Genomic DNA, 14,133 nt, shown 5'->3' on the forward strand with positions numbered 1-14,133 from the left:
GCGTGTACCGACCGAACGGTACAGTGATGTCGTCGGCAGTCAACCCCGCCGTCGGTAGCGTTCACCCGATCGGGCTAGTACCCCGATGTCCTGTGCCTGGAGGAGCCATGACGCCCACCCCTCGTACCGCCGGCCCGCTGCACGGCCTGCGCGTGGTCGAGATCGCCGGTCTCGGCCCGGCTCCGTTCTGCGGCATGCTGTTCGCCGACCTCGGCGCCGACGTCGTGCGCGTCGACCGGCCCGGCGCGCAGGCAGGCAACCCGCTGCGGCCGGACTTCGACCTGCTGGCCCGCGGACGACGGTCGATCGTGCTGGACCTCAAGCAACCGGCGGGGGTCGCGGCGCTGCTGCGGCTGGTGGACGGCGCCGACGTGCTCATCGAAGGCATGCGGCCGGGGGTCGCGGAGCGGCTCGGGTTCGGCCCGGACGTGTGCGCCGCACGGAATCCGCGGCTGGTGTACGGGCGGATGACCGGCTGGGGACAGGACGGGCCACTCGCCGCGCGGGCCGGGCACGACATCAACTACGTGTCACTGGCCGGTGCGCTGCACCCGATGGGCTCGGCGGGCGGACCGCCCGCGGTGCCGCTGAACCTGGTCGGCGATTTCGGCGGCGGCGGGATGCTGCTCGCGTTCGGAGTGGTGTCCGCGGTGCTCGAAGCCCGGACGAGCGGGCTGGGACAGGTGATCGACGCGTCGATCGTGGACGGCACCGCGGTACTCACGACGATCATCCACGCGTTGCGCGCACAGGGATTGTGGGCGGACGCGCGGGGCACGAACCTGCTCGACGGCGGCGCGCATTTCTATGGGGCGTACGAATGCGCGGACGGCGAGTACATCAGTGTCGGCGCGATCGAACCGCAGTTCTACGCCCGGCTGCTGGAACTGCTCGGCCTCGATCAGGACGCGGATTTCCTGGCCGGACACCGGGATCAGCGCCGCTGGCCCGCCCTGCGCAAGCGGCTCGCGGACGTCTTCCGCACCCGGCCCCGCGACGAATGGTGCACGCTGCTGCAAGACGAGGACGTCTGCTTCGCGCCGGTGCTCTCGCTCGCGGAAGCCCCCGTCGCCGCACATCCGATGGCGCGCAAGACGTTCACCACCGTGGGCGGAATCACGCAGCCGATGCCCGCGCCGCGCTTCAGCCGTACGCCCGCCGCGCCACCGCAACCGCCGACCCCGCCCGGCGCGCACACCCGGGAACTCCTGGGCGAAAGCGGGTTCACCACGGCCGAAATCGAGGACCTCTTCCGGACCGGCGTGGTCACCGGGGCTGTGGCGACTGGTCGGTACACTGCGGAAGGGGACAGTCCGGTCCGAGGGGAGCACGCGAAAGATGCCTAAACCACACGACGACGCCGACGAGGGGACGCACGACCGCATCCTCCGGGTGGCCGCGGAGATCTTCGCCCGCAAGGGGTATCACGGTACCGGAGTGGCCGAGATCGGCGACGCGGCAGGCATCAAGCGGGGCGCGCTGTACTACCACATCGGGTCGAAGGAAGAGCTGCTGTACGACCTGTCGAAACAGCACATCGACGAGGCCCTCGCCCGCGGCCGCGCCGTGGTGGAACGCGAGCTCGACCCGGTGGGCAAGCTCCGCGCACTGGCGATCGAGCACGTCCAGACCCTCGCCGCCCGCCGCGCGGAGGTCACCGTGGTCACCCGGGAATGGCACGCGCTGACCGGCGAGCGGTCCCGGAAGTTCCGCAAGCTGCGCAACGAATACGAGAACCTGTTCCAGGGCGTGCTCGAGGAGGGCGTCGAGCAGGGGGTCTTCCGGAGCGCGGACAAGGTGACGCTGTTCGGCATCATGGGAGTCCTGAACTGGACGTACGTGTGGTTCGACGGCGAACACGGCGAGCTGACCGCCGAGGTGGTCGCCGAGAGGCTGACGGAGATGATCGTGTACGGCGAACTACTGCGAGAGGAACCGGCAATCGCCCGTTCCTGACCCCCTTGCGGCGGGTTGCGCGCGGCCACGGGTCCCGGCATGACCGTTTTGCCGGTTCCCGCACCTGCCGTTTTCCGTGACCGGCACCGGAGGGGCCCGCCTCACCACGCCCGGTTCATGCGGGGCACCCGATCGCCCGCGGCGATGCACGCCGCCGCGAGCCCGCACCTTTGCCGCCGCGCCAACCCCGTCCTGCGCCAACGCGCCGGACCGCGTCGCCCTCCGCACCAACCCCGTCCTGCACCAACCCGCCGCACCGGGTCACCCTCCGCACCAACCCCATCCGTGCGCCAACTCACCGGACTGCGTCGCCCTCCGCACCAACCCGTCCGCGCCAACTCACTGCGCCAACCCGCCACATCGCCCCACCCGCCGCGCCACCTCGCCCCCCTCCCCTCACCACCGCCCCTTGCATCTTAAGTGAACTGCGGTTAGCTTAAGTGAATCGCCGTTAGCCAGGGAGGTTTGCGATGCCGGAGAAGGCTTACGTGGCGGGGGTGGGCATGGTCCCGTTCGCCACGCCCAGCAAGGCCGCGCCGTACAACGTGATGGGCGCCGCCGCGGTGCGGGCCGCGCTGGCGGATGCCGGGGTCGGGTACGAGCACGTGCAGCAGGCGTACGCGGGGTACGTCTACGGGGACTCGACGTCCGGGCAGCGGGTGCTCTACGACGTCGGCATGTCCGGGATTCCCGTGGTCAACGTGAACAACAACTGCTCCACCGGGTCGTCCGCGCTGTACCTTGCGCGTCAGGCCGTGGAGCACGGGATCGCCGACTGCGTGCTCGCCGTCGGGTTCGAGCAGATGCAGCGGGGGGCCCTCAAGGAACACTGGGACGACCGGCCCAGTGCGTTCGAGCGGTTCAACGAGGTCGCGGTCGCCGCGCAGGGTGAGTCCGACGCGCCGTTCGCGCCGCGGTATTTCGGCGGCGCCGGGGCGGCGTACGCGGAAAAGCACGGCACCAAGCCGGAAACGTTCGCCGCGATCTCTGTCAAGTCGCGGGCGCATGCGGCCAACAACCCGTACGCAGTGTTCCGCCAGCCGACCACGGTGGAGGAAGTGCTGGCGTCACCGCACATCTTCGGTCCGCTCACCCGCCTCCAGTGCTGCCCGCCGACCTGCGGGGCCGCGGCCGCGATCGTCACCAGCGAAGCCTTCGCCCGCAAGCACGGCCTGCGCACCGACGTCCGCATCGCCGCGCAGGCCATGACCACGGACTTCCCGTCCACGTTCGAAAACAACGACCTCACCAAGCTCGTCGGCTACGACATGGCCAAAGCGGCCGCAGGTCAGGTGTACGAGGCGGCGGGCATTGCGCCGGAAGACATCCGCGTCGTCGAGCTCCACGACTGCTTCACCGCCAACGAGCTCCTCTCCTACGAAGCGCTCGGCCTCACCCCCAAAGGCACCGCGGAGAAGTTCATCGCCGACGGTGACAACACGTACGGCGGACGGGTCGTCACGAATCCGTCCGGCGGGTTGCTGTCGAAGGGACATCCGCTCGGCGCAACGGGTCTCGCGCAGTGCGCCGAACTGGTGTGGCAGCTGCGCGGCGACGCGGAAGCCCGTCAGGTCGACAACGTCAACCTCGCTTTGCAGCACAACATCGGCCTCGGCGGCGCCGCGGTCGTCACGCTGTACGAGAAGGTGGGCTGACCGGTGCCGATCGACCCCGCTGTGGCCGGGCGCGAGCTGCCGCCGTGCACGCTCGCCGTCGACGCGGGACGGCTGCGGTTCTTCGCCAAGGCGATCGGCGAAACCGACCCGGTGTACACCGACCTCGAAGCGGCAAAAGCAGCCGGCCACGCGGAATTGCCGGTGCCGCCGACGTTTCTCTTCGGCATCGAGTTCGAGCAGCCCGACCCGTTCGCCTGGCTCGCCGACATCGGCGTCGACCTGCGCCACCTCCTGCACGGCGAGCAGTCCTTCACCTACCACGCCGTCGCACACGCCGGTGACACGCTCGTCGCCCACCCGCGCATTGCCGACGCCTACCAGAAAAAGGGCGGTGCACTGGAGTTCGTCGTCAAGGAGACCGCGGTACTCCAGGCCGACGGGACCCCGGTCGCCGACCTCAAGTCAGTGCTCGTCGTGCGGAACCCGACGGTGAAATCGTGACCGAACTCCCTGCGCTGGAACTGCCGCCCATCTCCCGCACCACGCTCGCGCTCTTCGCCGGTGCCTCGGGCGACCACAACCCGATCCACGTGGATCTCGACGTCGCGAAATCAGCCGGGCTGGACGACGTCTTCGCACACGGCATGCTGTCGATGGCCTACCTCGGCCGGTTGCTCACCAATTACGTCCCGCAGGACCGCATCCGCAGCTACCGCGTCCGCTTCGCCGCGATCACCCCGGTGCACGGCCAGCCGGTCTGCACCGGCCGGGTCACCGCGGTCGAGGACGGGCTGGCCACGCTCGAACTGACCGTCGCGCTCGCCGACGGCACCGTCACCCTCACCGGCGACGCGGTCGTCGAACTCCCCGGAAAGGCTTGAACCACATGGGAAATCTGGACCACAAGGTCGCGATCGTGTCCGGTTCCGGACGCGGGATCGGCCGCGAGATCGCGCTGAAGCTCGCCCGGGAAGGCGCGTCGGTGGTGGTCAACGACCTCGACCACGAACCGGCCGCGGACACCGTGTCCGCCATCGAAAAGGACGGCGGCCAGGCGGTCGCCTGCGCGGGTTCGGTGACCGACGCGGGGTTCGCCGAGCGGTTCGTGCAGACCGCGGTGGACTCCTTCGGCGGGCTCGACATCATCGTCAACAACGCCGGGTACACCTGGGATTCGGTGGTCCAGAAGATGACCGACGAGCAGTGGGACGCGATCCTCGACGTCCACCTCAAGGCTCCCTTCCGGATCCTGCGTGCCGCGCAGCCGGTGATTTCCGCCGCCGCCAAGCGCGCCCGTGCAGCCGGAGAAGAGGTCCCGACGCGCAAGGTCGTCAACATCTCCTCCATCGCAGGTCTCGGCGGCAACGCCGGACAGGCGAACTACGCGGCAGCCAAGGCGGGCGTCACCGGCCTCACCAAAACCCTCGCCAAGGAATGGGGCCGGTACCAGGTCACGGTCAACACTGTCGCGTTCGGACTGATCAAGACCCGGCTCACCGAAACCGCCGCCGAGGCGGGCGGCACGATCGACGTCGACGGCAAGAACATCCGCGTCGGCGTGAGCCCGGACCTGCTGTCGGCGATGGAACAGACCATCCCGCTCGGCCGCGCGGGCACCCCGGCCGAGGCAGCAGGGGCGGTCTACCTGCTGTGCACGCCCGAATCCGACTACATCAGCGGCCAGACGCTGGTGTGCGGAGGCGGCTTCGTGCTGTGAGGCGCGGTGCGGGCGCTCCGGTGCGTCGGCCATGATGGACCGGAGCGCTCGACCCGAGGAGGTGCAGGTGGGCGAACCCGCGCCGGCGCGCGGCACCCGGCCGCGCAACCGCCGGCAGCAGATCATGGGGGCCGCGGCGGAGCTGTTCGCCCGCGACGGCTACGCACACGTGTCGATGAGCGACCTCGCCGACGCGGTCGCAGTCCGGCCGTCCGCGCTGTACCGGCACTTCCGCGGCAAAGAGGAGCTGCTCCACCACGTCGTCCTCGATGCGCTGTCGGCGATCCGGCAGGCGCTCGACCAGGCGCCGGACATCGCCGTGGCGCTCGCCCACGTGGTCCTCGACCACCGGCAGGCCGGGGCCCTCTGGCAGCGGGAAGCGCGGCATCTGCCGCCCGAGCTGCGCACGGACCTACGCGACGAGATCCGGAAGATCCAGCACGACATCGCCCGCGTGGTCACCACGCAGCGGCCCGAGCTGCCCGAGTTCTCCGCCGGTCTGCTGGCCTGGGCGGCGATGTGCAGCATGATGAGCGTGTCGTTCCAGCGCATCGAGCTGCCCCGCGCGGAGTACGAGCAACTGCTGGCCGCCATCGTCGACGACGTCCTGCAGGCCCCGCTCGACCACGCGGCCGAACCGCCGCTCCCCCAGCCGGCGCCGGTGCCCCCGACCCGCCGCGACGAGCTGGCCACCGCCGCCGCCCGGCTGTTCGCCGAAAACGGCTACCGGACGGTCGGGATCGACGACGTCGGCGCCGCGGCCGGGATCACCGGGCCGAGCGTGTACAAGCATTTCGACAGCAAGCTCGACCTCCTCGTCACCATCGTGCTGAGCGGCGCGGAAAAGCTCAGCCAGGCCGGTGCGGCGGTGCTCGACCACGCCCGCAGCGACGAAGAGGCGCTCACCGGGCTGGTGCGGTCCTACACCGAGTTTTCCTTCGCCCACAACGAGGTCATGGACCTGCTGATCGCCGAAACCGCGCATCTGCCGGACCGTGAACGAAAGATCGTGGTCGACGCCCAGCGGTCTTACCTGGCGAACTGGGCGCGGCTGCTCGGCCGGACCCGCCCCGACCTGTCCGCGGCCCACGCGCGGGTGCGGGTGCAGGCAGCGGTCAGCCTCACCAACGACATCGCCCGCACCCCTGCCCTGCGCGCACACCCCGAAACCCCGGCGGTGGTCACCGCGGTCGGCCGGGCGATCCTCGAGCGGCCTACTTCTTGACCGGATACGCCGTGGGCGTGCCCTTGTCGTCCACGGCAACCCCGGCGTACTTGCTCACCCACACCGGCGTGATACCCACCTCGGTCGACAGGTCCTTACCGGTCCTGGCATCAAGCGCAATCGGGTTCTTGCTGCTGGTATAGCCATACAGTGCGCCATGCCAAGCCGCAGTCACCTCCGGCGCGACCCGGTTGGCGGCCTCGTCCGGCAGGCTCCACAACTTGGCCGCGGTCTTGGCGTCGTACCCGGTGAGCACGCCGCTCGACGTGCAGGCGAGCACCGACTGCTGGTCGTAGAGGCAATCGCCGTACGGCAGGTGGGTCAGGCTGCGTTCCCCGTCGAACTTGGCTTTCTCCGCGCCGGTGGCCGGGTCGAGGAACAGCAGGGACGGATGCCCGCCGCTGTAGTCCTTGCGGGTGACGACCAGGAGCGCCGGGTCGGCCGGGAAGAAGCTCAGCGAGCTGGACTGCGCGGCGCCGACCCACCGCTGCTTGCCGGTGGCCAGGTCGAGCGCGGTGGCCTGGAGCATCGACGAGTTCTCCGCGACGTCGTAGTCCGTGCCCACCACGACGTCGCCGTTCACGCTCCCGGCGTCGAGGTCTTTGCGCTCCCACAACTGCTTGCCACTGGCGGGATCCAGCGCGACGGTGTACGCCCGATCGTTCGACGCCTGGCTGTAGCTCGCCACCACGGCCTGATCGGTGACGGCGGCGACGTGCACGGTGGAGTTCGACCCGGCGAGACCGTACTGGTCATCGATCACCTTCACGGTGGCCTGCCAGACCTTCGCGCCCGTGCCGGGATCGACGGCAAGCACGGCGAGCGCGAGATACCCGGGAGTGGTGCCCTGTTCGGGGACCCGCACCGGCACCACGGCGACGGCGAGCTTGTCGGTGACCACCGGCGGACGCGGCCCGGTCGGGTTCACGAACGGACCCTTCTGGGCGTTCGGATCGGCGGCCGCCCCCTCGATCGGGGTGGACCACTTCTGCTTGCCGGTGAGCACGTCGACCGCGCTCAGCGAATCCGGGCTCACGATGTACCCGGTGCGGTCGCGCAAGGTGAGGAAGTTGGACACCACCCCGCCGCCGAGGTTGGCGCGGGCTGCTTTGGTGGGCAAGGGAACCGGCGCGGAGGCGTCGAACGCGGTGGGCGGGTCGGCCGTTTTCGCGGCCGGTTCGCTGGACGCAGACGGTTGCGCACCCGCCTCCCCGGCGGGAAATCCCTTCCCCGGCAGGCCGGAACCGCCACAAGCGACCGCGGTGCCCATTACCCCCAGGCAGGCCGCAGTGACCATCATCCGCCGCATGTGTGCGCCTTTCTCCCCAGCACCTGCCCCGACCGGAGCTGCCTGGGAACCTAGCCGACGAAACGGCCACGCGCGCACGATTCCCCGAAAGTGGCGTTCTTCGCTCAGCGGCGATCGACGGACGTGCCCCGCCCGTTCGTGACCATCGGCAGCTCGGTCTCACTCGGGGACGGCTCACTGACGAGCTCGACGATGTAGTGCGTCACCTCGTGGTCCTCGAGGTTGCGGATCCGGTGCGGTTTCATCGGGCCGCTGCGGCCGACGGTCTTGAACCCGGCGAACCCGCGTCCGGCGTGCTGTTCGAGATCCCAGCCGGAGTCGCCGAGCTCCTGCGCCTCGGCGCGCCCGGCGTCGGGCCAGAGGATCAGATGGTCGTGGCAGTGCTGGTGGAAGTCGTACATCCCGCCGGGCGGCAGCGTCATCGACCACACGCGCACGCGCTCGTTCTCGAACACGAGGGTGTCGCCCGGGTTCGTCGTCCAGGTGGGTTCGGACATGCGGACCTCCACTCGCTCAGGTCCTCGACTGTGGCACGCGCTGCGATCAGATGCAATCTCCCCAAGTTGCACGCACTCGTTCAGATAGCTTCTGACCTGGCTATTCATGACGCGTGGGGAAACTCTCGACGATCTGACTCTTGCCATTGGCCGCAGTCGCTCGTAGATTGAATGCAATCTCACCGGAACGCGTGCACGAGGAGGCCGACGTGGCACAGACAGTCACCGCCGGTGGCCGCCGCACCGCGTACGACGTATCCGGCGACGGCACTCCCCTCGTGCTGATCCACGGCGCGGAGAGCGACCGGCGCCAGTTCGCCGACTTCATTCCCGTGCTGCGCAAGGGAATCCGCGCGATCAGCTACGACCAGCGGGACACCGGCGCCGCAGCACCCGCCGGGTACGGCATGGCCGACCTCGCCGACGATCTCGCAGACCTGCTGGACACCCTCGATCTGCCCGCGGCACATCTGCTCGGCACGTCCTTCGGCGGTGCGGTCGCGCAGCATTTCGCGCTCCGGTCCCCCGATCGGGTGCTCAGCCTGACGCTGGTGGCCACGATGGCGGCGTACCCCGTGCTAGCCGGATTTGCCGCTCGTGCCAAGGGAATGACCGCGGACGAACACGCGGCGACCATGCTCGCCGCGTCGGTCAGCGATGCCGCCCGCGCGGCCGATCCGGGGCTACCCGAACGGGTCGCCAAGGCACTCGTCCCGCGCGAGCCGGAACAGCGAGCGCGACGGCGGACGGCGTTACTCGGCCACGACGTGGAGACCCGGCTGCCGGAAATCAAGGCGCCGACGCTCGTCATCCACGGCACGGACGACCCGATCGTCCCGTTCGACAGCGCGGTCCGGCTCGCTTCCCTGATCCCGCAAGCACAACTCGTCCCCCTCGACGGCGGACGGCACGGTCTCGGCTTCGAGTTCCGCGACCGGCTGGCCGCCACCGTGTCCGATTTCGTCCTCGACCACCCAGCCGGCTGAGCGAGGAGGCAGCACCACCATGGCAACGTCGGCCCGAGGACCCGCCCCGAAAACCACCCGTGCGCACACCGTCGACACGATCGCGGAATCACTGACCGAACGGATCAACAACGGCGAATTCGACGCAGGCAGCTGGATCCGGCAGGCGGAAATCGCGAAGGAGTACGACGTCAGCCGTACGCCGGTGACGGTCGCGCTCAGCAGGCTCGAAGCCGTCGGCCTGGTCGAGCGGCTGGCCAACCGCGGGTTCCGGATCCGCGTCCCGTCCACCCGGGACATCATCGAGGTCCACGAGGTCCGAGGCGTGCTGGAGGGGCACGCCGCCGGGCTCGCCGCCGCCCGGATCACCGAGGAACAGCTCGGCAACCTGTTCGAGAGCGTCGAGGCGCTGCGGAAGATCGTCACGGAGCTGCGCGCGGACGAGGCGTCCCCGGACAGCTGCCGGCCCCGCTGGCACGAGGCGCACACCCTGTTCCACCGCACGGTATTCGCAGCGGCGGGCAACAATCGGCTCGTCGAATCGGCGGAACTGCTGCACCACCGCCTGCCGCGCAACATCTCGTGGCTCGCCATGGGCGGCGACCCGCGGCTGCTGACCCGCAACGCCCAGCAGCACGAGGAAATCGCGCAAGCCATCGACCAGGGGGACAGCGACCGGGCCCGAACGCTCGCGATCGCGCACATGGAGTCCGCACGGGACCTCGTCCTCGCCCGGTTCACCGGAACCGGGCCGGACCACCCCTGATCCAGCGGGCTCGGCACGGACTGCCGGGGTGCGGGCGGCGCATCCCGCGAACCGGCACGAGGAGACCGGCATGGAAAGCACCGGAAAAGTCGCGTCCGAACCCAGTACCTCCCCTACCACCACCCTCACCGGGCGCCGGATGGGCGCGGTCGGCATGACGTTCATGGTCATCGCCGCGACCGCGCCACTCACCGCGCTCGGCTCCAATGTCGCCATCAGCTTCGGCGCCGGGGCCGGAATCGGCACCGTCGGGCTGTTCGTCGGCGTGGCCGTGCTCCTCGGCATTTTCGCCGTCGGCTACCTGCTGCTGGCGCGCTACGTCCGCAGTGCGGGCGGGCAGGCCGCATTCGTGAGCTTCGGCCTCGGCAAACCCGCCGGGACCGCGATCGCGTTCGCCAACACCATCGCGTACAACGCGGGGTCCGCCGGAATGGCCGTGGCCACCGGGTACTTCTTCTCCCTCACCATGAAGCAGTACACCGGCGTGACCATCCCGTGGCCGATCGGCGCGCTGGTCGTGCTCGTGCTGCTGGCGCTGATGGCCCGCCGGGGCCTGCCCGCGGCGGAGAAGGTGACCACGCTGTCGTCGCTGCTGCAGTTCGCGTTCGTGGCGGTGATTGCGGTCGCGGTGCTGGTACAGCGGCCGGAAGGCTGGACGCTCGCACCGTTCGCACCGCACGAGATGTTCTCCGGCAACCTCGCCGTGAGCCTCGTGTTCATTCTGCTCAGCTACGCCGGTTTCGAAGCGTCCACGATCTATTCCGAGGAAGCACGCGGCGGCGTCCGCAGTGTCCGGCGGGCGACGTACGCGTCGCTGATCGGCCTCACCGTGGTGTTCACGCTGTCGTCGTGGATGCTCGCGGCAGCGTTCCCGAACGCGGCCGAGGTGGCCGCCGCCGACCCGGGCGCGCTGGTGTCCGGAACCGCGGAAAAGTACGTCGGCACTTGGTCGGCGGGGGTCATCCTGATCCTGATCACGATCAGTTTCCTCGGCGCCGCAGTGGCTTTCCACAACATGGCGGTGCGGTACCAGTTCGCGCTGGCGCGGGCCGGGCTGCTGCCGTCGGCGCTCACGAAGACGGCCGGTGCGCACCAGGCGCCGTATCTTTCGTCGCTCGTGCAGGTCGGCGTCTCGGTGGTGCTGGTGGTGCCGTTCGTGATCGCGCAGGTCGACGTGTTCCACACGCTCTTCCCGGCAATTGCCGGGGTCACCTCGGTTTCACTGATGGCAATGATGATCGCGGTGTCGGTGAGCGTCATCGTGGCGCGGGCACGAGGCCGGATCACCGGCGAGATGTTCGCGAGCCGGATCGCCCCGGCGATCTCCGCGGTGGTGATGACCGTGATCGCGGTGCTGATCCTGGTGAACTTCCCGGCGGTCACCGGAACCGATTCGCCGCTGATCATCGCGCTGCCGTTCATCCCGGTCGCGGCCGGGGTGTACGGCGCCATCCGGCAGGCGCGTTCGCCGGAAAGCCCGGGTATCGAAGGCTTCATCGAAAAATCGCACGACGAAAACTGAACGGGAGGAACGGATGTCGGTACTGATCACGGGCGCGAGCATCGCGGGATTGACGGCCGCGTACCGGCTGCACGAAATCGGGGAAACGGTGACCGTCGTCGAACGGAATCCGGACCTCCGGCGCGCGGGGTCGCCGATCGACATCCGCGGGGACGCACTCGGGGTCGCCGAGCGGCTGGGCGTGCTCGCCGGCGCGCGGGCGAACCGGGTGCAGTCCTCCGACCGGACCGCGTTCACCACCTGGGTCGACCGCGACTCCCGGCCGGTCGCGGTGCTGCCCGCCGAAGCGGCCACCGACTCGGAGGAGGACGTGGAACTGGTCCGCGCCAAGCTGATCGACCTTCTGCAGGGCGCGGTGCCGTCCGGGGTCGAGTTCCGCTACGGCGACTGGGTCGAGGGCGTGACCGACACCGGCGACGCGGTCGAGGTGACGTTCGCCGGTGGCCTGCGGGAGCGGTTCGACTACGTGGTGGGTGCCGACGGCATGCACTCCAGCGTACGAAAAGCGGTATTCGGACCGGAACCGGAATTCCGCGTGCATCTCGGCGGGTATTTCGCCATCGTGAACCTGCCCGCGGATTTCGGGACGGCCGGGGAAAGCATCACGTTCAACACCCCCGGACGGCAGTACTGCGTTTCGAACTACGGCGACTTCACGGTCGGCTATCTCGGGTTCCGCTCCCCCGAAATCGAATACGACGTCCACGATGCCGATGCACAGAAAGACCTGCTGCTGAAGGCACTCGGCGACGAAACCGGATGGGAGGTCCCGGCGCTGATCCAGGCCGTCCGGGACGCCCCTGACGTGTATTTCGATTCGCTGAGCCAGATCAAGATGCCGGAGTGGTCGCGGGGCCGGGTCGTGCTGATCGGCGACGCTGCACACGCGACGTCGCCATTGTCCGGACGCGGAACGTCGCTCGCCATGCTGGGTGCGGATTTCCTTGCCGCGGAACTCGAAAAAGGCGACCATCGCACGGGTTTTGCCCGGTATGAAGAGCAGCTGCGGCCGTACGTCGAATTCGCGCAGGGGGTCGCGCCGGAAGCACGGGACTTCATGATTCCCGCGACCGCCGAAGCCCTCGCCGAGCGTAACCGAAATTTCCCGCTCACCCCGGCCGGAACCGTATGAAAGGGCCGGAAATTGCCGACATCGAGGCGGCCGCGGAACGTATTGCCCCGTATGTTCCGCAGTCGCCCGTCGTCGAGTGGCCCGGCGCGATCCCGATCCGGCTGAAGCTGGAGAATCTGCTGCCCACCGGGTCGTTCAAGATCCGCGGAGCCGCCGCCACCGTGCTTTCGCTGACCGAGGAGGAACGCGCCCGCGGGATCGTCACGCCGAGCGCGGGCAACATGGCCCGCGCGGCCGCGTGGCTCGCCCACCGGCTGGGGATCAAGTGCACTGCGGTGGTCCCGGAGCATGCGCCGCGGGCCAAGACGGACGCCTTGGCGGAGTGGGGAACCGAGGTCGTCCGGGTCCCGTTCGCGGACTGGTGGCAGATCATGGAAACCGGCGTCGTACCCGGGCACGACGGCACGCTGGTACACCCGTTCGCCGACCCGCGCGTGATGGCGGGCAACGGCACTGCCGGGCTGGAAATCGCTGCCACAGTACCGGAAGTGGCGACCGTGGTGGTCCCGTTTGGTGGCGGCGGGCTGAGCATTGGCATCGCCGCGGCGGTGAAGGCGCGGAACCCGCGGGTCCGGGTGCTGGCGGCGGAAGTGTCGACGTCCGCGGCGTTTTCCGCCGCCCTAGGAGCGGGTGGCCCGGCCGACAGCGGGTACGTCGCAAGCTGGGTCGACGGCATCGGCAGCCCGCGGGTCGCGCCGGACCTGTGGCAGCTCGCGAATTCCCTGCTCGACGGGTCGATCGTGGTCGAGCTGGACGAGGTCGCCGCCGCGGTCCGAGCATTGGCCGGAACGACCAAGGTCGTCGCGGAAGGTGCCGGGGCGACCGCGCTCGCCGCAGCACTGAGCGGTAAGGCCGGTAATGGACCCATCGTATGCGTGATCTCCGGCGGCAACCTCGATCTCGCCACCCTGCGTACCCTCCTCGACGAAAGGCCCTCATGACCCCGGAAGACCGCCTGGCCGCAGCCGGATTCGTGCTGCCACCACCGCTGCCCGCCGTCGGCGGCTACGTCCCGGTGCGCATCGACGACGGCGTCGCCTATGTTTCCGGCCACGCCGCCCTCGACGGCGGCAAAGCAGTCCTGCCCGGCCGCCTCGGCGAGGACCTCACCGTCGAGGACGGCCACCGCTCGGCCGCGCTGGCAATGGTGAGCGCACTGTCCACTTTGGCCGCCGAGATCGGCGGACTCGGCCACGTGCAAGGAATTCTCAAGCTGCTCGTGTTCGTGAAGGCGACCACGGACTTCGCCGAACACCACCTCGTGGCCAACGGCGCGAGCGAAGTCCTGACCACCGCGTTCGGCGACGCGGCCGCACACGCCCGCTCCGCGGTGGGGATGTCGTCGCTGCCGTTCGGGATCTCGACGGAAGTGGAGGCAGTGGTAGCCCTGCAAAACGGCTAGCGCCGCACCCATCCGCAGCCGGGTCT

General features: G+C 69.5%; 15 protein-coding genes. 13 read left to right on the forward strand and 2 right to left on the reverse strand.

The window, feature by feature from the left end; genetic code table 11:
* Positions 1-107 precede the first annotated feature (107 nt).
* The 7 genes from OO71_RS16965 to OO71_RS16995 all read left to right on the forward strand — a co-directional run bounded on the left by OO71_RS16965 (position 108) and on the right by OO71_RS16995 (position 6,514).
* A complete protein-coding gene (locus OO71_RS16965; RefSeq protein ID WP_063740073.1) occupies positions 108-1,346 on the forward strand; it encodes a CaiB/BaiF CoA transferase family protein in 1,239 nt (412 codons plus the stop codon).
* Positions 1,339-1,956, forward strand: coding sequence for a TetR/AcrR family transcriptional regulator (locus tag OO71_RS16970; RefSeq protein ID WP_051791636.1), 618 nt, complete (start codon positions 1,339-1,341; stop codon positions 1,954-1,956). The genes OO71_RS16965 and OO71_RS16970 overlap by 8 nt, the downstream gene beginning before the upstream one ends.
* 470 nt (positions 1,957-2,426) lie before the next feature.
* Positions 2,427-3,611, forward strand: coding sequence for a lipid-transfer protein (locus tag OO71_RS16975; protein ID WP_033290707.1), 1,185 nt, complete (start codon positions 2,427-2,429; stop codon positions 3,609-3,611).
* Between the two features lie 3 nt (positions 3,612-3,614).
* Positions 3,615-4,073 (forward strand): MaoC family dehydratase N-terminal domain-containing protein, encoded by a 459-nt coding sequence (locus OO71_RS16980; protein WP_033290708.1) that lies wholly within the window; start codon positions 3,615-3,617, stop codon positions 4,071-4,073.
* Positions 4,070-4,453 (forward strand): MaoC/PaaZ C-terminal domain-containing protein, encoded by a 384-nt coding sequence (locus OO71_RS16985; protein ID WP_245633688.1) that lies wholly within the window; start codon positions 4,070-4,072, stop codon positions 4,451-4,453. Before OO71_RS16980 ends, OO71_RS16985 begins: the two co-directional genes overlap by 4 nt.
* 5 nt (positions 4,454-4,458) lie before the next feature.
* Positions 4,459-5,289: an SDR family NAD(P)-dependent oxidoreductase gene (locus OO71_RS16990; protein WP_033290710.1), complete on the forward strand. Its 831-nt coding sequence runs from the start codon at positions 4,459-4,461 to the stop codon at positions 5,287-5,289.
* A gap of 67 nt (positions 5,290-5,356) precedes the next feature.
* Positions 5,357-6,514, forward strand: coding sequence for a TetR/AcrR family transcriptional regulator (locus tag OO71_RS16995; protein WP_051791637.1), 1,158 nt, complete (start codon positions 5,357-5,359; stop codon positions 6,512-6,514).
* On the opposite strand, the gene OO71_RS17000 is transcribed toward OO71_RS16995, so the two are convergent.
* Entirely contained in the window at positions 6,504-7,823 is a 1,320-nt protein-coding gene (locus OO71_RS17000) for an outer membrane protein assembly factor BamB family protein (protein ID WP_084144994.1), read from the reverse strand. The two genes, OO71_RS16995 and OO71_RS17000, sit on opposite strands and share 11 nt — an antisense overlap.
* 104 nt (positions 7,824-7,927) lie before the next feature.
* A complete protein-coding gene (locus OO71_RS17005; RefSeq protein ID WP_033290857.1) occupies positions 7,928-8,320 on the reverse strand; it encodes a cupin domain-containing protein in 393 nt (130 codons plus the stop codon).
* A gap of 209 nt (positions 8,321-8,529) precedes the next feature.
* On the opposite strand from OO71_RS17005, the gene OO71_RS17010 reads away from it, so the two are divergent.
* The 6 genes from OO71_RS17010 to OO71_RS17035 all read left to right on the forward strand — a co-directional run bounded on the left by OO71_RS17010 (position 8,530) and on the right by OO71_RS17035 (position 14,107).
* Positions 8,530-9,306, forward strand: coding sequence for an alpha/beta fold hydrolase (locus tag OO71_RS17010; protein WP_162186078.1), 777 nt, complete (start codon positions 8,530-8,532; stop codon positions 9,304-9,306).
* Positions 9,307-9,325: 19 nt separating this feature from the next.
* Positions 9,326-10,051, forward strand: coding sequence for a GntR family transcriptional regulator (locus OO71_RS17015; protein WP_051791638.1), 726 nt, complete (start codon positions 9,326-9,328; stop codon positions 10,049-10,051).
* Positions 10,052-10,121: 70 nt separating this feature from the next.
* The gene (locus OO71_RS17020) at positions 10,122-11,573 is read left to right on the forward strand and encodes an APC family permease (protein ID WP_156096331.1); all 1,452 of its coding nucleotides are present in this window, start codon (positions 10,122-10,124) and stop codon (positions 11,571-11,573) included.
* Between the two features lie 13 nt (positions 11,574-11,586).
* Positions 11,587-12,705, forward strand: coding sequence for an FAD-dependent monooxygenase (locus tag OO71_RS17025; RefSeq protein ID WP_033290713.1), 1,119 nt, complete (start codon positions 11,587-11,589; stop codon positions 12,703-12,705).
* Complete coding sequence (locus OO71_RS17030; protein ID WP_033290714.1) at positions 12,702-13,646, forward strand: threonine ammonia-lyase; 945 nt, start codon at positions 12,702-12,704, stop codon at positions 13,644-13,646. The genes OO71_RS17025 and OO71_RS17030 overlap by 4 nt, the downstream gene beginning before the upstream one ends.
* Positions 13,643-14,107, forward strand: a complete 465-nt coding sequence (locus OO71_RS17035) for a RidA family protein (protein ID WP_033290715.1) — start codon at positions 13,643-13,645, stop codon at positions 14,105-14,107. Before OO71_RS17030 ends, OO71_RS17035 begins: the two co-directional genes overlap by 4 nt.
* Positions 14,108-14,133 lie beyond the last annotated feature (26 nt).

It is taken from the genome of Amycolatopsis jejuensis, from assembly GCF_000717335.1.
In the GTDB taxonomy this organism is placed as follows: Bacteria; Actinomycetota; Actinomycetes; order Mycobacteriales; family Pseudonocardiaceae; genus Amycolatopsis; species Amycolatopsis jejuensis.

Coding starts and splice junctions, on each gene's coding strand:
- OO71_RS16965 (WP_063740073.1), top strand. CDS start 108: ATGACGCCCACCCCTCGTACCGCCGGCCCGCTGCACGGCCTGCGCGTG.
- OO71_RS17030 (WP_033290714.1), top strand. CDS start 12,702: ATGAAAGGGCCGGAAATTGCCGACATCGAGGCGGCCGCGGAACGTATT.
- OO71_RS17025 (WP_033290713.1), top strand. CDS start 11,587: ATGTCGGTACTGATCACGGGCGCGAGCATCGCGGGATTGACGGCCGCG.
- OO71_RS17000 (WP_084144994.1), bottom strand. CDS start 7,823: ATGCGGCGGATGATGGTCACTGCGGCCTGCCTGGGGGTAATGGGCACC.
- OO71_RS16970 (WP_051791636.1), top strand. CDS start 1,339: ATGCCTAAACCACACGACGACGCCGACGAGGGGACGCACGACCGCATC.
- OO71_RS17020 (WP_156096331.1), top strand. CDS start 10,122: ATGGAAAGCACCGGAAAAGTCGCGTCCGAACCCAGTACCTCCCCTACC.
- OO71_RS17035 (WP_033290715.1), top strand. CDS start 13,643: ATGACCCCGGAAGACCGCCTGGCCGCAGCCGGATTCGTGCTGCCACCA.
- OO71_RS16975 (WP_033290707.1), top strand. CDS start 2,427: ATGCCGGAGAAGGCTTACGTGGCGGGGGTGGGCATGGTCCCGTTCGCC.
- OO71_RS17015 (WP_051791638.1), top strand. CDS start 9,326: ATGGCAACGTCGGCCCGAGGACCCGCCCCGAAAACCACCCGTGCGCAC.
- OO71_RS17005 (WP_033290857.1), bottom strand. CDS start 8,320: ATGTCCGAACCCACCTGGACGACGAACCCGGGCGACACCCTCGTGTTC.
- OO71_RS16990 (WP_033290710.1), top strand. CDS start 4,459: ATGGGAAATCTGGACCACAAGGTCGCGATCGTGTCCGGTTCCGGACGC.